18 protein-coding genes are annotated in these 19818 nt (G+C 50.3%); 11 read left to right on the top strand and 7 right to left on the bottom strand.

Features of this window, described 5'->3' with window-relative positions:
* Positions 1–4 precede the first annotated feature (4 nt).
* Positions 5–559, bottom strand: a complete 555-nt coding sequence (locus L2725_RS22955) for an LON peptidase substrate-binding domain-containing protein (RefSeq protein ID WP_249251107.1) — start codon at positions 557–559, stop codon at positions 5–7.
* Between the two features lie 85 nt (positions 560–644).
* On the opposite strand from L2725_RS22955, the gene L2725_RS22950 reads away from it, so the two are divergent.
* Both L2725_RS22950 and L2725_RS22945 read left to right on the top strand, forming a co-directional pair.
* Positions 645–1250 carry a class I SAM-dependent methyltransferase gene (locus tag L2725_RS22950; protein WP_249251106.1) on the top strand — a complete coding sequence of 202 codons (606 nt, stop codon included), beginning with the start codon at positions 645–647 and terminating at the stop codon, positions 1248–1250.
* Between the two features lie 211 nt (positions 1251–1461).
* Positions 1462–2412, top strand: coding sequence for a chemotaxis protein CheV (locus tag L2725_RS22945; protein ID WP_249251104.1), 951 nt, complete (start codon positions 1462–1464; stop codon positions 2410–2412).
* A gap of 1 nt (position 2413) precedes the next feature.
* On the opposite strand, the gene L2725_RS22940 is transcribed toward L2725_RS22945, so the two are convergent.
* Both L2725_RS22940 and L2725_RS22935 read right to left on the bottom strand, forming a co-directional pair.
* Entirely contained in the window at positions 2414–3040 is a 627-nt protein-coding gene (locus tag L2725_RS22940; protein WP_346429401.1) for a hypothetical protein, read from the bottom strand.
* Between the two features lie 44 nt (positions 3041–3084).
* Positions 3085–3450 carry a DUF2750 domain-containing protein gene (locus L2725_RS22935; RefSeq protein WP_115134590.1) on the bottom strand — a complete coding sequence of 122 codons (366 nt, stop codon included), beginning with the start codon at positions 3448–3450 and terminating at the stop codon, positions 3085–3087.
* Between the two features lie 264 nt (positions 3451–3714).
* Between L2725_RS22935 and L2725_RS22930 the strand changes: the two genes are divergently transcribed.
* Entirely contained in the window at positions 3715–4884 is a 1170-nt protein-coding gene (locus L2725_RS22930) for a lytic murein transglycosylase (RefSeq protein WP_428985316.1), read from the top strand.
* A 25-nt stretch (positions 4885–4909) separates the two neighbouring features.
* A complete protein-coding gene (locus L2725_RS22925; RefSeq protein WP_249251100.1) occupies positions 4910–5395 on the top strand; it encodes an FKBP-type peptidyl-prolyl cis-trans isomerase in 486 nt (161 codons plus the stop codon).
* Between the two features lie 159 nt (positions 5396–5554).
* Here L2725_RS22925 and L2725_RS22920 read toward each other — a convergent pair whose 3' ends face one another.
* Positions 5555–6493 carry a phosphotransferase family protein gene (locus tag L2725_RS22920; RefSeq protein ID WP_249251099.1) on the bottom strand — a complete coding sequence of 313 codons (939 nt, stop codon included), beginning with the start codon at positions 6491–6493 and terminating at the stop codon, positions 5555–5557.
* Positions 6494–6524: 31 nt separating this feature from the next.
* Between L2725_RS22920 and L2725_RS22915 the strand changes: the two genes are divergently transcribed.
* On the top strand, positions 6525–6755 hold the full coding sequence (locus L2725_RS22915; RefSeq protein ID WP_115137641.1) for a DUF3389 family protein: 231 nt from the start codon (positions 6525–6527) through the stop codon (positions 6753–6755).
* A gap of 76 nt (positions 6756–6831) precedes the next feature.
* Here the strand turns inward: L2725_RS22915 and L2725_RS22910 are convergent, their stop codons facing one another.
* On the bottom strand, positions 6832–7836 hold the full coding sequence (locus L2725_RS22910; RefSeq protein WP_249251097.1) for a glutathione S-transferase family protein: 1005 nt from the start codon (positions 7834–7836) through the stop codon (positions 6832–6834).
* Positions 7837–8001: 165 nt separating this feature from the next.
* On the opposite strand from L2725_RS22910, the gene L2725_RS22905 reads away from it, so the two are divergent.
* Both L2725_RS22905 and ushA read left to right on the top strand, forming a co-directional pair.
* Entirely contained in the window at positions 8002–8661 is a 660-nt protein-coding gene (locus L2725_RS22905; RefSeq protein WP_249251096.1) for an alpha/beta hydrolase, read from the top strand.
* A 203-nt stretch (positions 8662–8864) separates the two neighbouring features.
* Entirely contained in the window at positions 8865–10583 is a 1719-nt protein-coding gene (gene ushA / locus L2725_RS22900) for a bifunctional UDP-sugar hydrolase/5'-nucleotidase UshA (RefSeq protein WP_249251095.1), read from the top strand.
* Positions 10584–10671: 88 nt separating this feature from the next.
* On the opposite strand, the gene L2725_RS22895 is transcribed toward ushA, so the two are convergent.
* Positions 10672–11733, bottom strand: a complete 1062-nt coding sequence (locus L2725_RS22895) for a 3-deoxy-7-phosphoheptulonate synthase (protein WP_249251093.1) — start codon at positions 11731–11733, stop codon at positions 10672–10674.
* A gap of 224 nt (positions 11734–11957) precedes the next feature.
* Complete coding sequence (gene ppsR / locus L2725_RS22890; RefSeq protein WP_115137646.1) at positions 11958–12770, bottom strand: posphoenolpyruvate synthetase regulatory kinase/phosphorylase PpsR; 813 nt, start codon at positions 12768–12770, stop codon at positions 11958–11960.
* A 126-nt stretch (positions 12771–12896) separates the two neighbouring features.
* Here ppsR and ppsA point away from each other — a divergent pair, with 126 nt between their 5' ends.
* The 4 genes from ppsA to L2725_RS22870 all read left to right on the top strand — a co-directional run bounded on the left by ppsA (position 12897) and on the right by L2725_RS22870 (position 19560).
* Positions 12897–15269 (top strand): phosphoenolpyruvate synthase, encoded by a 2373-nt coding sequence (gene ppsA / locus L2725_RS22885; RefSeq protein WP_249251091.1) that lies wholly within the window; start codon positions 12897–12899, stop codon positions 15267–15269.
* A 169-nt stretch (positions 15270–15438) separates the two neighbouring features.
* Positions 15439–18507, top strand: a complete 3069-nt coding sequence (gene ydiJ / locus L2725_RS22880; protein ID WP_249251089.1) for a D-2-hydroxyglutarate dehydrogenase YdiJ — start codon at positions 15439–15441, stop codon at positions 18505–18507.
* Positions 18508–18529: 22 nt separating this feature from the next.
* Complete coding sequence (locus L2725_RS22875) at positions 18530–18991, top strand: DUF1285 domain-containing protein (protein ID WP_249251087.1); 462 nt, start codon at positions 18530–18532, stop codon at positions 18989–18991.
* 149 nt (positions 18992–19140) lie between these two features.
* Complete coding sequence (locus L2725_RS22870) at positions 19141–19560, top strand: MarR family winged helix-turn-helix transcriptional regulator (RefSeq protein WP_115137650.1); 420 nt, start codon at positions 19141–19143, stop codon at positions 19558–19560.
* The last annotated feature ends 258 nt before the right edge of the window (positions 19561–19818 follow it).

Genomic DNA, 19818 nt, shown 5'->3' with positions numbered 1-19818 from the left:
TCGATCACTCGTTAAATAGCGTTCTCAGAAAATCAAGAGCTTTGGTGTGATCAGGACTGCGGATACAGGCCTGCTTGTCCATGGCGCTGACTGGAATAATCTCCAACCAGCGCTGGCATAACCAGCTTGAATCGGCGAAATCTTCCTCACCATATTGATCAAGATGTTGCGGATGCTGCTCCAGCAATGTTCTCAAGGTATCGCCAATCAGCGCGTCATGGCGTTCAAGTTGTGCAGATGGCCAGTCCGGTAGTAAGGTGATTTTTCCCTGCCTCAGGCCATCGGGCTCAGTTTCCATTGAGTTGATAACAAACTTGTGTTCTCCCCGCACTTTGATGCCCAGCAGACCATCATCCAATGTTTCAAAGTCTTCAATGCGAGCCAGTGTCCCAATAGGCAGGATATCTTTCTGATCATCAGACAGCATGCACATCCCAAAGCCACTACCTGACCTCATCGACTCTGCCACCAAACGCTGATATCTGGGTTCAAAGATCCTCAGTTGAGTCATGCCTCCCGGCAGTAAACATATTGGGAGTGGGAACAGGGGAATTTGCATGAGTACCTCTTATAAACTTATGTCGCTCATTTTACGTATTGGTTCATATGAGTGATCACCTTATATGTCACAGGATGCAAGTCAGATGAAATTGAATCAATTAGAAAAAACGATTGTTAGTCATCCGTTCAGGTTTTGGGTGCAACAAAAAATTGAAGCGCCACTTTTAATGTCCATGTTCGAATCGGGTCCCGGCGATATTCAGGATGCGCTGGAGATCGGTTGTGGTTATGGGCAGGGGATAAAGCTTATCAAGTCACGTTTCGGTGCGGCCAGAGTGACGGCGGTTGATCTCGATAGTGAACATGTGGCGGCGACAGGCCAGCTATATGAGATGGATGATACTGTTACAGTGGCTATTGGAGATGCCACTGGCCTTGAGTTTACGGATGACAGTTTTGACTTGGTTTGCAATTTTGCTGTGTTCCACCATATTCCTGACTGGCAGGCGGCTGTGTTGGAAGTGTTCCGGGTGTTAAGGCCTGGTGGTGTGTTTTTGATTGAGGAGCTATACCGCAGCGCCATCTGCAATCCTATAAGCAAACGCTTGTTCGAGCATCCCCAGACAAATCGATTTGATCACGGCGAAATGGTGGCGCAACTTCAGCAGTGTGGATTTGAGATCCTTAAGGCTCATAACCTGTTCAATCTCAGTGGCATGATACTGGCACGCAAACCCCGGATAAGTTGAGATAAATCTGGCGCTCAAGTTTTACAGGCTTTGCTATGCTTTGGGTGTAATGTTCGACGAATGAGAGAGTAAATCCATTGCTGGTTATATTTTAAGCTGTTGAAAAGGAATATATTCAGCCATGCCCTCAGGGGGCTGGAAAGTCGTTATACTCGATAAAGGACAAGGAATTACAGACACATATCATTCACTGAAGTGCACGGGATAGCGTATGTCTAAAGTATTGGAAGCCGTTGATCAAAGAACGCAGCTGGTGGGCGAAAACCGCCTTGAATTGCTGTTGTTCCGCGTCAATGCGACACAGGTCTTTGCGATCAACGTCTTCAAGGTCAGGGAAGTAGTCAAGGTACCCCGTCTTAATCAGATGCCCGGAGCTCACCCTCATATATGCGGCGTAGCCAATATTCGTGGCCAGTCTATTCCTGTCATCAACCTGAAGGGGGCCATAGGTTTCCGGCCTATGGAGCTGAATCAGGAATGTAATCTCATCATTACTGAATATAACCGGACGATCCAGGCATTCCTGGTTGGTCAAGTGGAGCATATCGTCAATTTGACCTGGAACGATATTCTGCCTCCGCCCAAAAATTCCGGTGCCAACAATTATCTCACCGCAATCACCAGATTGGAGATGGATAAAAAAACCACGATTGTCTCCATTATCGATGTGGAAAAAGTGCTGGCAGAGATTGTGGACTATGACACTGAGGTCTCTCAGGAGTTGCTGGAGTCTGATTTAGCCGCACGTATGGTGGGAACCCATGTGTTGGTTGCCGATGATTCAGGGACTGCAAGACGTCAGGTGAAGGGCACACTTGAGCCGTTGGGAGTAAAAATCACCACAGTGAACGATGGCTTGGATGCGTACAAGCTGTTAAAGCAGTGGGCCGATGAAGGCCGGGTAGATCATGACAATCTGTTGATGTTGATTACCGATGCAGAGATGCCTGAGATGGATGGTTATAAGCTGACCTATGAAATCAGGCAGGACCCCTTGCTCAAGCACTTGTATGTCGTGCTCAATACTTCGCTGTCGGGCAGCTTTAACAATGCCATGGCTGAAAAGGTGGGTTGTAACCGATTTATCTCCAAATTTCAGCCGGATATGTTGGTCACTCTGGTGCAGGAACGGATTAAAATGGTGGAGGAGGGTGAGGTTTAACTCAGTCCTCTTCGTCAGCCAACTCCCGCAGTAATCTCTGCTTGTCTCTCGATGGCGACGTCCGATAAAGCTTGGCCAGCTTGAGGGCATAGCCAAATCGGCTTTGCCCCAGCAGGTTAAGCAAAGAGGTCATAAAGTCTCTGTCCAAACCATAAAGCTGTCGGTAATAGTCTACCGCCCGGCCGATGCTGGCAAATGTCAGACCATTGAAACTGAAACTGGTATCCCAGTGCTCATCCAGAGCGACTCCATCAAGACTCAGCGACCAGCCGCGAAAGTTTACTCTGTCTCTGGCGATTTCATACATCATCCAGCCACTTTCTCTGAAACCCGAAAGGATTTTGCAGGAGAACTCTGATTCTTCCAGCTCTTCCCGGGTCCAGTTGTCACCAATGGCGAGGTGGGATGCATAACGTTTGATCAGGGCGTCTTTTACATAGGTTCGACATTCCCAGATAGATGTCGACGGTGCCTTGGCTGCGACCGGCTTACATTCACTGCAGCAAGGTACGCTTAATGAAGGATGAACAGAGTTGGAGCCGGCTTTGAGGCTGAATTCTCTGTTGCCGGGTTCACCGCAAAACCAGCAGGTGTGTCTGAACTCGAAAGGAATATCAATTGGCGTCATAAACAAAGGGCAGCGATGGCTGCCCTGTTTCAGGTAATCCGGGATTACTTACTTTCTTCTTCGACGTGAGCCAGTTCTTTGGCCAGTTCGATTGGGTCCATCTCCAGACAGTCGTTTTCGCCGTCCCAGTCAACACCCACAAGTACACCGTCATCGTTGAAGTCAGAAACCCAGTACTCCAGAAAGTCGACCAGCGGGATCGCTGCAGGCTGGTAGTCAGCCCATTCGTCTGTACAGTGGGTTTTGGCCTTTTCTTCAGTAGACCAAAGCGGCATAACATCTGTCTCTTCGAATTCAACAGAGTCACATACAACCCAACCTTCACCAGTCTGGTCCTGCAGTCCCCAAACACACTGGCTGTCTTTGACGTTTTCAATAAATGCTGCCAGAGCTGGCGTTAATTCAGACATGCTTATCCCCTTTGGTTTATTAGCCCCGGCATTATAACGTGTCATTAATGGCGGGGGTCAATGAAATCCAGGTTACAAAGGGCACCATTTTGACTTTAACTGGTCAAAATTAAGCAAATCAGTGCTTCTCCGCCAAAATCTTGATTGTTATCACGGTCACTATGGGTCAGGATGAAGCTCATTGAATTCGAACACAGAGTTCGACAAGGGACGGACAAGTACGGAGCAGCGGAATTGAAGAAGTACCATTCGCTTTTCGCCATCATGCTGGTAGCCAGTGGCGCCAGTGCTGGCACACAAACCCCGCTTGATGAAGCCGGGTTCAAGCGCTGCCTGGTCAGTTTACAGGAAACGGCCAGAGCAGAAGGGATCGATGAAACCATAGTGACTGACACTCTGGGCAATCTGAAGATTGTCAATCGGGTGATTCAGCTGGATCGCAAGCAACCGGAATTTACTCAGACCTTCGCCGGTTACTTCAATAAAAGAGTGACTGACTGGCGGGTACAGCAGGGGCGAAAGTTGTTAAAAGAGCATCGCCCTTTGCTTGATAAACTCACCAAAGAGTATGGTGTTCCTCCCCAGTATCTGGTTGCTTTCTGGGGAATGGAAACCAACTTTGGCGGTTACAAAGGGAAAATGCCTGTGCTGGATTCGCTGGCGACGCTGGCCTGTGATCATAGACGCAGTGCCTACTTTACCCAGGAGCTGATGCAGGCACTGAAGCTTAAACAAAAATATGGCTTCAGTGACGACAAAATGGTGGGCTCATGGGCCGGTGCCATGGGGCACACCCAGTTTATGCCAACAGCCTACGCCAACTATGCCGTTGATGGTGACGGCGACGGTAAAGCGGACCTATGGAATAGCACAGATGATGCGCTGTCATCAGCCGCTTACTTTTTGCAGCAACTGGGCTGGCATCGTAATGAGCGCTGGGGACGTGAAGTCACACTGCCGAAAGATTTTGACTATGCCCACCTGAGTGATGGCAAAACCAAGACACTGGCAGACTGGGCAAAGCTGGGCCTGACTCAGGCCAATGGCGGCAAGCTTCCTGCTCTGGGTATGCAGGCGACATTACATGTACCGGCGGGTCACACCGGGCCGGCATTCATCACTTATCAGAACTTTGATGTGATGATGCGTTGGAATCGCTCTGTGTTTTATGCGCTGTCGGTAGGTCACCTTGCCGACCGGATTGCAGGTGCAGGTCATCTACAGGTGCCTGCGCCAGAGCAGCAAGCTCTGTCCCGGGAAATGATTAAGCAGATGCAGTCCAAACTTAATGATTTAGGGTATGACGTCGGTAAGCCTGATGGTATCCTCGGCCCCAAATCCATAGCAGGCCTGAGATCTTACCAGCTCAGTAAAGGATTGGTGGCTGATGGTTTCCCTCAGCAGCAAACTTTGCAGGTGATGGGCCTGTTGTAAGCAGATTGAGAAAAGAGATACAGAGATGACAGTACAGGACAATATGGTGGTGCAGTTCCACTACACCTTGAAGGATGAAAACGGCGACGTGCTGGAAAGCAATCTTGGTCAGGACCCCATCGCTTATTTACATGGCAATGACAATATGATGCCGGGTATTGAGAATGCGCTGGAAGGCAAGGCTGTGGGTGACAAGCTGACCGTAACCCCTGATCCAGCCGACACCTATGGCGAAGTGATTGAAGATGCTGTTCAAAGGGTACCTGTTAAACATCTGATGGGAGCCAAAGTGTGGAAGCCTGGTATGGCTGCGATAGTACACACAGATCAGGGCCAGCGTCAGGTGACTGTGGTTAAAGTGGGTAAGTTTATGGCAGATATTGATATCAACCACCCGCTGGCAGGCCGCACTTTGACATTTGAGCTGGAAGTTGCCGGTGTGCGTGAAGCGACAGATGAAGAGATTGCCCATGGTCATGCCCATGGCGTTGGTGGTCATCATCACGACTGATCCGATAGACGACCCAAAGGCCCGGCAATTGCCGGGCTTTTTTGTGTCTGTTAGCTATTTCGGGTAAGGATTTTATTTACTGAAGATTGCTTGCTTCATTAGCCTTTGCTGGAACTGGCTTTAAGGTGTGGAAGTTAAGCATTAATGTTGCCTATAGCGCTATTTGCCGAACTCGGCGCTTAGCCAGGCCAGATGGTTGGATATCTGGCTGGTAAATCCATAAGGCTGGCCGAATGTCATCGCATACCAGACAACAAATATTGCCTTGCGTCGTTGATAGTACTGCATTCTTCTGGGTAATGAGGCAGGTTGCAGTGCGTGCCAAAGCGAGTCAGAGCCGGTTTTTCTGTAAGCGGCAACAGCAAGCTTAAATGTCTCAGGAGTCATTATCCGAGCCAGTGCAGCAAAATCCCTGGCGGGATCTGCAAGACAGATATCGGAAAAGTCCAACACGCCAGCCACGCGTTGCTGGTCCGGCTCAAACAACAGATTTGCCTTTCCCAGGTCATTGTGACAGCAGACTAAAAAATGTTGGTGCTGCTCCCACTGTGGATACCACTCAGTAAAATAGCGTCTTGCCGAATCGACAGTGCTTTTGGGTAATAACGCTGAGACTGCTGATAGCACTTTGCCAGGCAGATCTTCATCGCCATAGGGATAACTTGTGATCTTGGGTGACAGATTATTCAGGCTATGCAACCGGGCAAGAAAATGGCCCAATTGCGAAGCGGCGCTTGCGGAGGCTTTGCTGCCAGCCTTAAGGTGCTCACCGGGCAGTCGGAGATAAAGCATTACCTCGAGGTGCGCTTCACTAAGTTGCAGCTTGCAAAGCTCTGCTTTGGGAAGCAATGCGCCCACGTCAGTGTCGGCCAGCCTGTCCAGCACGTATTTTTCCAGTGGTAGCCTAGGACGTAAGATCTGGTGAGTGTGCTTGTGGGCAAGGAGTTTGGGGATTCTTAATACCCAGCGGTGATTAACCTGAAGAATATTATTGGACCAGCCACTGGTGTTGACCTGCAGGTGGGTAACAGGTTCTTCTATCCACAGACTGATTTGCTGCCTGACCCATTTACTGCAAAGCTCGTCTCCCTGATACAATAGCTGCCCCTTCCAGTATTAAATTCAAAAAATGATCATTGAACTGTCTCATAGTAAGTTGATTCTGACCCCTTTTGAAATCCAGATCAGAATGAGTCCGTCTGGCACAGTGTTAAGCGCCATGGTAGAAGATCTTAAGTTGCGCAAGGAGGTGCTGGTGTTAAGTGCGGATGCTGGTGCGGTCAGGTGGAGCCTGAAGCTGGATAACCAGCAACAGGCTGACGACCTCGTGGACTTTATTGGCGAACAAATTCTTCTGTGACTATTCTCCTGTGACTATAAAGGGGCTGTTGCTCTTTGAAAGTGAGCAAAATTCAGCCAGGAAAGGTCGGTAGAGCCTAATTGTCAGTACGGCCATGGGGTGAGTTGTAATCAACCTCTGGTCCTTTGGGGACTACCCGGGTTGGATTGACCTGGCTATGGCTGAAATAGTAATGCTGCTTGATATGTTCAAAGTTGACCGTTTCGGCAATGCCGGGTTGTTGGTACAGATCTCTCAGGTAGCCCGGAATAGCCTGGTAATCTTCAATGCGCTTTTTGTTGGTTTTAAAGTGGCCCACGTAAACCGAATCGAAACGGATTAGTGTGGTAAACAAGCGCCAGTCAGCTTCGGTAATCTGATTGCCGGTCAAATATCTCCGGGTTTGCAACAGGGTATCCAGCTTATCCAGAGCATCGAACAGATCATCAAATGCGTGCTCATAAGCTTCCTGGGTCGTCGCAAAACCCGCCCGGTAAACGCCGTTGTTGATATTGGGGTAGATCCAATCATTGAGAGCATCAATCTCATCGGTTAACTCTGCAGGATAAAGATCCAGAGTGTTACCTGTTATCCCATTAAAGGCAGTATTGAACATACGGATGATTTCTGAAGACTCATTACTGACTATGGTTTGGGTTTGCTTATCCCAGAGCATCGGCACAGTGACGCGGCCGGAATAGTCAGCAGCTGCCTTGGTATACACCTGATACAAAAAGTCAAAGCCATATAACGGTTCCTTGTTTGCGCCCTCAATATGTCTGGCTGTTTCACTTTGATTTGGGCCAGCAAACTCCCAGCCATTCGCCAGCATATGAGGCTCTACCACAGTGATATCCAGGTGAGATTCAAGTCCTTTGAGCTTACGATAAATTAGGGTTCTGTGGGCCCAGGGGCAGGCCAGAGACACATAGAGGTGATAGCGTCCGCTTTCAGCCGGGAACCCCTGCTGACCATCCGGACCGGGTGAGCCATCAGCCGTCAGCCAGTTTCTGAACCTGGCATCTTCCCGCACATATTTTCCCTGGTTACTTTTAGTGTCGTACCATTGGTCAACCCATTGACCATTTTGCAATAAACCCATTGTTGCTGCCTCTTTGGATGCGTGATTGACTTTATATTGGTATCTGGGGCTTTTGGGGTAAATGCGAAAATATCGACAAAGTTATTCGCTTTTGCTGATAACAGAGAATTTGCGTATCCTTGCCACTCCCATGATTGGGACAAGATAACATTTCAGGAGCTTTGAATGACAATAGATGCGGTAGTGATTGAGCCGCCGGCAGAGGCGAATGCTGCGGTAATTTGGCTGCATGGACTGGGAGATTCAGGTGATGGTTTTGCCCCGATTGTTCCGGCATTTAATCTTGGCGGTGCCCACGGTATTCGCTTTGTTTTCCCCAATGCCCCTGAGCAAGCGGTAACCATTAATAACGGTTACATCATGCGGTCCTGGTATGACATCAAGAGCATGAACCTGCTGGAAAGAGCTGATCTGGCCGGAGTGCTTGAGTCAGAGAAGCGGGTAAGGGCGCTGATTGAAGACCAAATTGCCAAGGGCATTCCGTCTGAACGCATTATTTTGGCTGGTTTCAGTCAGGGTGGGGTGATGACGCTGTTTACTGCGTTGCGTCTGGAATACAAGTTGGCGGGTATTCTGGCTCTGTCCTGCTATTTGCCGGGTGGTGACAAGCTGCCGGATGGCTTGCATGAAGCTAATAAAGAGACGCCAATCCTGCAGATGCACGGTGAGCAGGATGATGTGGTCCCCAAGTCAGCTGGTCGGTTGGCTAACCATGCGCTGGTTCAGGGAGGTTATCGCTCCAGCTGGTTAACCTACCCTATGGGGCACAGTGTACATCCTGAGCAGATAGTCGCTATCCGTAACTGGTTAATGACACGGTTTTGAACGCGCTGCTGAGCTGACCTTTCATACTCAATAATCAAACGCCTGCTTTTGAAAGCAGGCGTTTTTGTTTGTCCACTTTTTGTTGATTTTCTGCCCATATTCAAGGCTGAGTTGTGGGGCGTTGACAGGAATCCTGTTATCATCTGCTTCAAATAAAGGAGAGCCCACTTTGATGGGACGCTAACGTCGTTTGAAAAGGATTTATGTCAGTATTTTCCCCTCGTGTTGCCGGTACCGGGTTGGGGCTGCTTATTGCTGCTCTGCTGGGCGGATGCCAGTCAGCACCAACTCCCCAAAATTGCGCTCAGGCCGGTGATGCCTGCGTGAAGTTCTCCCTGCTGCATACCAATGACCATCATGGCCGCTTCTGGCGAAACAAAGATGATGAGTACGGCATGGCAGCCCGCAAGACGCTGGTTGCGCAGCAGCGTGCAGAGATTAAGGCCAGTGGTGGTGCCAGCTTGTTACTGTCGGGCGGCGATATCAATACCGGGGTGCCCGAGTCTGACATGCAGGACGCCGTCCCGGATTTTATTGGCATGAACCTGATTGGTTATGACGCAATGGCGGTGGGCAACCATGAGTTTGACAACGACCTTGATGTATTGAATATGCAGCAGGAGTTGGCGACCTTCCCCATGCTGGCGGCCAATATCTACCGTCGCGATGAGCATGGGCTTATTAGCGCTGAACGTTACTTCGAGCCGTATCGGATATTTGACTTGAATGGCGTCAGAATCGCAGTCGTCGGCATGACCACCAAGGACACTGCGCATCTGGTGCATCCAGACAATGTCGCGTCAGTTTATTTCGCCGACCCCATCACTGAAATGCCTAAGGTACTGGATGAGATCAAGGCGTCTGGTGAGCAGGTGGATCTGGTCTTCGCTCTGACGCATATGGGGCATTACGCCGACGGTAACCACGGTAGTGAAGCGCCCGGAGATGTGATGATGGCCAGAACGCTGCCTGCCGGACACTTGCATGGTGTCATTGGTGGCCACTCTCAAAATCCTGTGTGTATGGAGCCTGAGGGCAATCGCTATGCCGATTTTAAACCCGGGGATGATTGCTTGCCGGATAACCAGAATGGCACCTGGATTATGCAGGCCCATGAATGGGGTAAGTATGTCGGACGCGCCGATTTTGGGTTTTATCAGGGAAAGCTGGAGCTACTGAATTATCGCCTGATCCCGGTAAACCTTAAGGTTAAAGACGCCTTGGGAAATGCGGTGCTGGCGGCGGCTGAGATCCCGGAGGATGCCGATGTGTTGGCAACCCTGTCTCCTTATCAGCAAACCGGTCAGGAGCTGCTGGATAAACGTATTGCTCAATCGACCGCATTCTTTGATGGCGAGCGTGCGAGTGTCCGTAGTCGTCAAACCAATCTTGGACACCTGTTGGGAGAGGCCTTCCGCACTCACAAGCTCATCAACGCTGACTTTGCCGTGGTGAATTCCGGGGGGATTCGGGCTTCGCTGCAGCAAGGAGAGATTAGCTACCGTGATGTGCTGACGGTTCAGCCATTTGGCAACTTTATTACTCGTGCCAGCATGTCCGGTGGCGAGTTGGAGAGCTACCTGGGTAAGTTGACTGGCCTGACAGGCGGCGGTTTCGCACAGCTGAGCAATATCAGGCTGGATGTTAATTGTGACGCAGGCTCAGTGGACATTCATGATATCGCCGGGAAAGGCTTCTCCCGTGACGGCCAATATACATTTGCTATTTCCGGCTTCAGTGCTGCCGGTGGCGATGGCTATCCGAAAATCAACTCAGTCAATATGCAGCAAACCGATGCTGAAATGCTGAAAGCTTATCTGCAATCCCTTGGGCAAGTGACCGATGAGGGCTTTAGTCCGGAAAACAAGGTGAAGTATTTCTCAGGTGGCAAGCAGGTATTTAATTGTGCGGCGATGCCCTGATTTAACCTTTATGTCGTCATAAAAAATGCCCCGCACTCAACAGAGTTAACGGGGCATTTTATTGCCTTAATGGCAGCTGAGGTCTTGGCTATTTCAGCTTATCCATACGGGCACGGGAAGCTTGAGCCAGCTTGCGCAGCAGCGCTTCTGAGTCAGCCCAGTGCAGGCAGGCATCTGTGATGCTCTTGCCGTATTCCAGTTCCTGGCCTTCAACCACTTTCTGGTTGCCCTCTTCGATAAAGCTCTCAGCCATAATGCCGGCAATAGTGGTATCACCTGTGGCAATTTGTGCCATCACATCATCGGCCACATCCAGCTGACGTTTGTGCTGCTTCTGACTGTTGCCGTGGCTGAAGTCCACGACGATGCGTGGGTTCAGGCCAACCTCTTGCAACTGCTCACGGGTACGGGCGATATCTTCCGCACTGTAGTTCGGCTTTTTACCACCGCGCAGAATGATATGACCATGAGGGTTACCGTGAGTACGGTACACCGCCATAGCGCCATCTTTGTCGGGTGAGTAGAAGATATGGGGGACGCGGGATGCGCGCACAGCATCAACAGCAATATTGATATTGCCGTCGGTACCATTCTTAAAGCCAACCGGGCAGGACAGGGCAGATGCCATTTCGCGGTGAACCTGACTTTCTGTGGTGCGGGCACCAATAGCGCCCCAGGTGATCAGGTCTGCAATGTACTGACCGTTCACCATATCGAGGAACTCAGTGGCGATTGGCAGTTTCAGCTCAGTGATTTGCTGCAGCAACTGACGGGCCAGACGCAGTCCTTTATTGGGGCTGAAAGAACCATCCAGATCCGGGTCAGAGATCAGGCCTTTCCAACCAACAATAGTGCGTGGTTTTTCAAAGTACACACGCATCAGAATGCACAGATCCTGTTTCAATTCCTGATGCATAGCAGATAGGCGTCCGGCATATTCCAACGCAGCTTTGGTGTCATGGATAGAGCAGGGGCCAACAATCACCAGCAAGCGCTGATCTTTGCCTTCCAGAATCGCTTCCACTTCCCGGCGCTGTTGCACCAGGTAGTCGGCAGCTTCCTGAGTGAGTGGATATTCCGCTGCCAACTGGGCAGGAGAGATCACTTTACAGAGTAAGGATGTACGTAGTTCGTCGGTTTTAATGGTCATTCACTGTACCGGAGCATTCGTTATCAGGCGCTTTTTCGCCAACTTGAGAAGGATTATAACGAATCCAGTCAGTGTGCACAGGGGCAAGTGCACTAATATTCACCAACTGGCTAATGATTTTGTTTTAACTTGGAATTTTTAGTGATTAGCCAGTGGATTCAGGGGGAATCAGCATAAAAAAGGGCAAAAAGTTACCTTTATGCCCTGGGGAGAGTTCTGAAAATTTAGAACATATGGCGTTTCAGACCTGCAATGTCGATGATTTTTGCGGCAATCTCTTCCACGCTGTGGTTGGAAGTATCCACATAGGGGATACGTTCCTTCTTATATAGCATCTCCACTTCTTTCACTTCGATACGGCACTGGCGCATGGAGGAGTAACGACTGTTCTCCATGCGGGTCTGGCGGATCTCATGCAGGCGGGCCGGGTCAATCGTTAAGCCAAACAGCTTATGTTTATTGCGCTTGAGTGCTTCGGGCAGTTTGAGGTTATCCATATCCTCTTCGGTAAATGGATAATTCGCTGCTTTTATACCAAACTGCATTGAGAGGTACAGGCTGGATGGGGTTTTGCCACAACGGGATACTCCAATCAGAATAATGTCTGCACTGTCCATATTCTTCATGGTCTGGCCGTCGTCATTATCCAGGGTAAAGTTGATGGCGTTGATTCGGGACTCATAACCTGCGTTGGCCATACCATGAGTTCTATGCAATGCGGGCGTTGCTTTTATACCCAGTTGTTGTTCGAGTGGCGAAACAAAGGTGTTGAGGAAGTCATAATCCAGGCCTTCACTTGAGTAGATAATGTCCCTGATTTCCGGTTGAACAATGGAATGGAACACTAAAGGGCGTTCTCCTGTTGTAATAAAACAATCATTGATCTGTTTTTTTACAGCATTAGCCTTATCGATTGTCTCCACGAAGGGGATGGTAAGTGATTCAAATTCCATCGGAAATTGAGAGAGAACTGCGTGGCCAAACACCTCCGCTGTGATGGCGGTACCGTCGGAAATATAAAACACATTGCGAGCCATTTTGACCTCTTGTAGTAATAAAATTACAAATAAAATTATGCATTTACGCTAACTTTTCGGGAGTGTAGAATGCCCGTGCCCTCGTGTGAAGGGGCCATTGAAATAAAAACTTGCGGAGATAGAACTGTGCAGCAATATGTACTCTGGTATCAGGAATTAGGCATGGGCGACGTCAACACTGTTGGCGGTAAAAACGCTTCTCTGGGTGAGATGATCAGCAATCTCTCCAATGCCGGTGTTCAAGTACCTGGTGGCTTTGCGACAACGTCCCATGCGTTCAATGAGTTTTTGGAACAAAGTGGACTTAACCAAAAGATTTACGAGACGCTTGACACCCTGGATGTGGATGATGTCAACGCACTCGCCAAGGCCGGTGCACAGATCAGACAATGGGTTATCGATACCCCTTTCCAGCCAGAATTAGAAAAGGCCGTTCACGAAGCCTACGACAAGCTGTCCTCTGAAACCCTCGACGCTTCCTTCGCTGTTCGTTCATCCGCGACTGCCGAAGATATGCCGGATGCTTCTTTTGCCGGCCAACAGGAAACCTTCCTGAACGTGAAAGGCTACGATTCTGTTATCGTTGCCATCAAACACGTATTTGCCTCCCTGTTTAACGACCGTGCTATCTCCTATCGTGTGCACCAGGGTTATGACCACCGTGGTGTGGCTCTGTCCGCTGGCGTGCAGCGCATGGTTCGTTCCGACAAAGCTGCCTCAGGTGTGATGTTTACCATCGACACTGAATCCGGTAACGATGACGTGGTATTTGTGACCTCTTCATTCGGTCTGGGTGAAATGGTGGTACAGGGCGCAGTAAACCCTGACGAATTTTATGTTCACAAGCCAACCCTGACTGCAGGCCACAAGGCTGTGGTACGCCGCAACATCGGCAGCAAGCTGATCCAGATGGTGTACTCAGACGATGCCTCTCACGGTAAGCAGGTGAAAATTGAAGATGTAGCCGCCGAGCAGCGCCGTACTTTCTCCATCTCTGATGAAGAGGTGATGGAACTGGCCAAGCAGGCGATGGTCATCGAAAAGCACTATGGTCGTCCAATGGACATCGAGTGGGCCAAAGATGGCAACGATGGTCGTCTGTACATTGTTCAGGCCCGTCCTGAAACTGTACGCTCACGCGAAGACGTTCAGCTGATTGAGCGCTACCACCTGAAGAGTGCCAAGACTGAAGTGGTATCTGAAGGTCGTGCAATCGGTCACAAGATTGGTTCCGGTGTTGCCAAGGTACTGAAATCCATCGACGAGATGGACAAGATCCAGCCAGGCGACGTACTGGTTACCGACATGACTGACCCGGACTGGGAACCTATCATGAAGCGCGCCAGCGCCATTGTGACCAACCGTGGTGGCCGTACCTGTCACGCTGCGATTATCGCCCGCGAACTGGGTGTACCTGCGGTAGTGGGTTGTGGTGATGTGACTGACCGTATCCAGAATGGTCAGGAAGTCACAGTATCCTGTGCTGAAGGTGATACTGGTTACATCTATGACGGCAAGCTGGATTTCGAAGTGGTTTCCAGCCGTGTGGACTCCATGCCTGAACTGCCTATGAAGGTGATGATGAACGTGGGTAACCCTGACCGTGCCTTCGACTTCGCCCGTCTGCCAAACGAAGGTGTGGGTCTGGCCCGTCTTGAATTCATCATCAACCGTATGATCGGTATTCACCCTAAAGCCCTGCTGGAATTTGACCAGCAGACGCCAGCGCTGCAGGAAGAGATCATCGAGATGATCGCCGGTTACGAATCTCCTGTTGAGTATTATGTCGCCCGTCTGGTGGAAGGTATTGCTTCTATCGCGGCAGCCTTCCATCCGAAGAAAGTGATTGTGCGTATGTCTGACTTCAAGTCAAACGAGTACGCCAACCTGGTCGGTGGTGACCGCTACGAGCCAGAGGAAGAGAACCCAATGTTGGGCTTCCGTGGTGCCAGCCGCTACATCTCCGAGTCTTTCCGCGATTGTTTCGCACTTGAATGTGACGCCATCAAGCGTGTTCGCAACGACATGGGTCTGAAGAATGTGGAAATCATGATCCCATTCGTTCGCACTCTGTCTGAAGCCGAGCAGGTGATTGAACTGCTGAAAGAGCAAGGTCTGGAGCGTGGTAAAGACGGTCTGCGCGTTATCATGATGTGCGAACTGCCATCCAACGCCCTGCTGGCAGATCAGTTCCTGGAGCACTTCGATGGCTTCTCCATCGGCTCCAACGACCTGACTCAGCTGACTCTGGGTCTGGACCGTGACTCTGGCATTATCAGCCACCTGTTTGATGAGCGTAACGAAGCTGTGAAAGCGCTGCTGGCGATGGCTATCAAGGCAGCCAAGGCTAAAGGTGCCTATGTAGGTATCTGTGGTCAGGGCCCTTCAGACCATGCTGATTTCGCGGCCTGGTTGGTTGAGCAGGGCATCGACACTGTATCGCTGAACCCTGATACCGTGATTGATACCTGGTTGTATCTGGCTGAAGAGCACGCTTAATCTGCTCAGTAGATAAATTAAAAACCGCCTCAGGGCGGTTTTTTTATGGCTTCAGTTTTTCGATTTTGTGGCCAATATGAAACTTGTCTTACCTACTGATCACTGGCAGCGTATTGCTGGTATCATATTCAACATTATTACAACGAATTAGAAGTCGAGCTGCCACCCTATGCTGCCCCGTATTACCCATGAACAGACCCTGGAACCTGTATATCTGGCGTTCCTCGAGGCTCTTGAATCCTCCTCTTTTTCCGGCGATATCGATGCTCGCTACAACGCCCGTTTGGCGCAGGCGACTGATAACTCTGTATACCAGTTTCTGCCTCAGGCTGTGCTTTATCCCAAGACCACGACTGACGTGCAAACGGCATTGAAGCTGGCGGCCAAACCTGAATTTGAAAAGGTTGTCTTTTCCGCCCGGGGAGGCGGTACCGGCACCAATGGTCAGTCGCTTACCCATGGTCTGATCCTGGATATGTCGCGCCATATGAACCGGGTGATAGAGGTCAATGCCGAGGAGGGCTGGGTCAGGGTCGAAGCCGGTGTTGTTAAAGATCAATTGAATGATGCGCTGCGTCCCCACGGTTTCTTTTTCAGCCCGGATCTGTCCACTTCCAACCGGGCAACCCTGGGGGGCATGATTAATACCGATGCATCGGGTGCTGGCTCTTTGGTGTATGGCAAGACCTCGGATCATGTGCTTGAGCTTAAGTCTGTACTGGTGGATGGCAGTCAGCTGGACACCCGGCCTGTGGGAATCGAAGAGCTGCATCACCCTATGGCGCTTGCCAGCAGCTCGCTGGGCCAAAGTATCATTACCCAAATCTCAGAGGCGACCAGAGCCAAACGAGAGCAGATTATTGAGACTTTTCCTCCGCTCAACCGTTTTCTAACCGGCTATGACCTTAAGCACGTGTGGAATGATGGACTCGACAGTTTTGATTTGTCCCGTATTCTGGCGGGCTCAGAAGGCACGTTGGCGGTCATTACCGAGGCGAAACTTAATATCACGCCATTGCCAAAATGCCGTGCCATGGTGAACATCAAGTATGACTCTTTTGAGTCTGCCTTGCGTCATGCTCCAGAGCTGGTCAAGGCTAATGCTACCGTGGTGGAAACCATTGACTCCAAAGTGCTTAACCTTGCCCGGGAAGACATTATCTGGCACTCGGTGTCAGCCTTGATTGAAGAGGTCGAGGGTAAAACCATCATGGGGCTCAACATGGTGGAATTCGCCGGTGAAGAAGCGGATGTGCGCGGTCGCCTGTCTGCCCTGACACAGAGACTTGAAACTGAAATTGCCAGCGGTGAAACATCAGGCAGCAGCGGAGTGGTGGGCTTTCAGTTTACCCATGATGCCGCCAGCATTAACCGTATCTACGCCATGCGTAAAAAAGCGGTGGGTCTGCTGGGTGCGACCAAGGGCAGCCGTAAGCCGATCGCCTTTGCAGAGGACACGGCAGTTCCCCCTGAGCATCTGGCCGACTTTATTATGGAGTTCCGTGCACTGCTGGATGACAAGCAGCTACAGTACGGCATGTTTGGCCATGTGGATGCGGGGGTATTGCATGTGCGTCCGGCGCTGGATATGTGTGACCCTGATGATGAAAAACTGCTGCGCACATTGTCTGATGAAGTGGCTGGGTTAACCCGTAAATACGGCGGCCTGATGTGGGGCGAGCATGGCAAGGGGGTTCGTGGTGAATATGCGCCGTCTGTATTTGGTGACGAACTCTATGACATGCTGCGGGATATCAAGACCTGGTTCGACCCCAACAACAAACTCAATCCGGGCAAGTTGGTTGCCCCCAGGGACCATGACCTGTGCTACGACGTCGACAGTGCCAAGCGCGGAAGTTTCGACCGCCAGATCCCGGTGCGTGTCAGAGAGGCCTTCCCTGATGTCATGAACTGTAACGGTAATGGCCTGTGCTTCAACTACAGTCACTACTCGCCTATGTGTCCATCATTTAAAGTGACCGGCGACCGGGTTCAATCTCCCAAGGGACGGGCAGGCATGATGCGCGAGTGGCTTAGACTGCTGGAGCAACAGGGCGTAGACGCCAACTCCCTGAGCACACAAAAACCTCAAAGCTGGTTGGCGCGGGCACGTAATTCCTACCATGCCCAGCGGGATTACGACTACTCCCATGAGGTGATGGAGTCTCTTAAAGGGTGTCTGGCCTGTAAGGCATGTAGCGGTCAGTGCCCGGTCAAAGTGGATGTGCCCAAGTTCAGGGCTCAGTTCTATCAGGCTTACTACCAAAGATATTTGCGGCCGGTGAAAGATTATCTGGTGGCTGGTCTGGAAGACTCTTTGCCACTGATGGCAAAAATGCCCAGAGCTACTAACGCCCTTAGCGGCAACAAGCTGAGTCAGTGGGTGATGAAAAAGGCTCTGGGTTATGTAGATGCGCCGCTCTTGTCTGTGCCAACGCTGAAGCAACAGCTGGAAAATCATGCCTGTCTGGGCTATGAACTGGAAGACTTGAAAGCCATTGCCAAAGATGAGCGCAGCCGATATGTGCTGGTGGTGCAGGATCCATTTAACAGCTTCTATGATGCGCCGTTAATTCTGTCACTGGTGAATTTGATTGAAGCATTGGGCTATAAGCCAGTGCTCCTCCCATTCAAGCCAAATGGTAAGCCTGCACATATTAAAGGTTTTTTGGAAAAGTTCGCCAGCCAGGCAGCAACCAGTGCCGAGTTCTTGAATGAGGTTCACCGCCTGGGCATGCCTATGGTTGGGATCGATCCTGCGCTGGTACTCGTATACAGAGACGAATATCGCCATGTTCTCGAACAGCAACGTGGTCAGTTTGAGGTCAGTCTTATTAACGAATGGTTGCTGACCGTATTGGCTGATACCGATGCACAACCGGCATCAGGCAAGCAGTTCACCTGGTTCAGCCACTGCACTGAGTCCACAGCCAAACCATCGACAGGGGCTGAATGGCAGAAAATATTCAGTCATTTGGGCGCTTCTTTAAAAACAGCAAATCTGGGATGCTGTGGAATGGCAGGAACCTATGGCCATGAGCTGGAGAATATCGAGCGTTCAAAGACGCTGTATAAGATGTCATGGGAGAAGCAAATAGACGCCTTACCCAGAGAGCAGATCCTGGTATCAGGGTACTCCTGTCGCAGTCAGGTGAAGCGTTTATCCCGTTTCCGCCCCAAACATCCGGTCGAGGCATTACTTGAATTGCTTCGACCTTCCTGTGATCGATTCAGCTGATAGTCAGCTTGAGGAAAGCAGAATGAGCAAAAGCGATCTGGCATCAGAAACACTCTCTTCATTCCGACAGGGAGCCGGCGTTTCCGGTGGTGCTCTCCCCGAGTGGTGTGATGCAGACAAACCTATGTTTCATATTGATGCCGAAGGCCGGTGGCAGTATCTGGAGTCCCCATTGCCGGTTAAGTTTGCGCGTTTGTTTTCCTCCATCCTTAAGTGTGTGGATGGGGTCTATCAACTGGTGACGCCGGTTGAAAGAGTTCTGGTTGAGGTAGAGCTGTATCCTCTGATCCTGGTGGATTATGACAAGCAGGGGAGTCAGTTCAAAGTGATAACCTCCCTGGGAACTGAGTTCAAGGTGGAGGAGCAGGCGATAAGTTGTCTTGATGAGAACATCATTTGCAGTTTGCCTGATGGTTTGAGTGCAAGGTTTAACCGGGCCAGTTATTACCGCTTCATCAACGACTTTGTGTTGGGGGAGAGTTAACGACCAGCTGGCTGCAACTAAAACCCGGCTGCCACGGTCAAAATTAAAGTGGGCCTCAACTAGAGTAATGGCAAATAGGTGGTAGTATTAAATAGTGCCCTGCAAGATTCCTTAGTTTTGCAGGCATTCGCTGGAAGAGGAGTAGTAGTTTGGATTGTTCTGAAAGCCTGGGTTATTTGGTCAGTCACCTTAACGTCTCGTTGCAAAATGAATTGAACGAGCGTTTGCACCGTTATGACCTTGATATTAAAGTCTGGCCTGTGCTCTTCTCGCTGTGGCAGGAGGAAGGGCTGACTCAAACTGAGCTCTCCAAACGCTGTGATGTTGCCAGCTACACCATGACCCGTCTGCTCGACCAAATGCAAAGTCAGGGCCTTATTACCCGCAACCAGGTTGCCGACAACCGTCGGGTATTCAAAATATTCCTCACCGATAATGCCAAAGCCATGGAGCAGGACGTTATTCGGGAAGCTGAGCGTGTGAACGACAAGTTTCTGAAAGAGCTTTCTGAGGACGAGCAGGCCGTGTTTATGCGCTTGCTCAATAAAATCAATCGTCTTCCTGAATAAACTGTACCTCACATTATTCTGTTGCCAGTGATACAGTGCAAATGGTGTCACTGGCTTACTTATGGTGCTGGATATGTACAGCTTCAAACTCCGCCTGATTCCGGTTTTCACGACAATTCTGTTGAGTGGTTGTTGTCATCTGACATCTGATACCAATCCGCATTGAAGTCTGATCTAATATTGGGCAACTCAATACTTATGATTGCCTTATGAAATCTGAAACTGCCGAAAGCTTGCTTTGCCTCTCTAAAAAAGAGA

The sequence above is a fragment of the Shewanella corallii genome, from assembly GCF_023349125.1.
GTDB lineage: Bacteria > Pseudomonadota > Gammaproteobacteria > Enterobacterales > Shewanellaceae > Shewanella > Shewanella corallii.
This window is presented reverse-complemented; position numbering and strand designations above follow the sequence as displayed.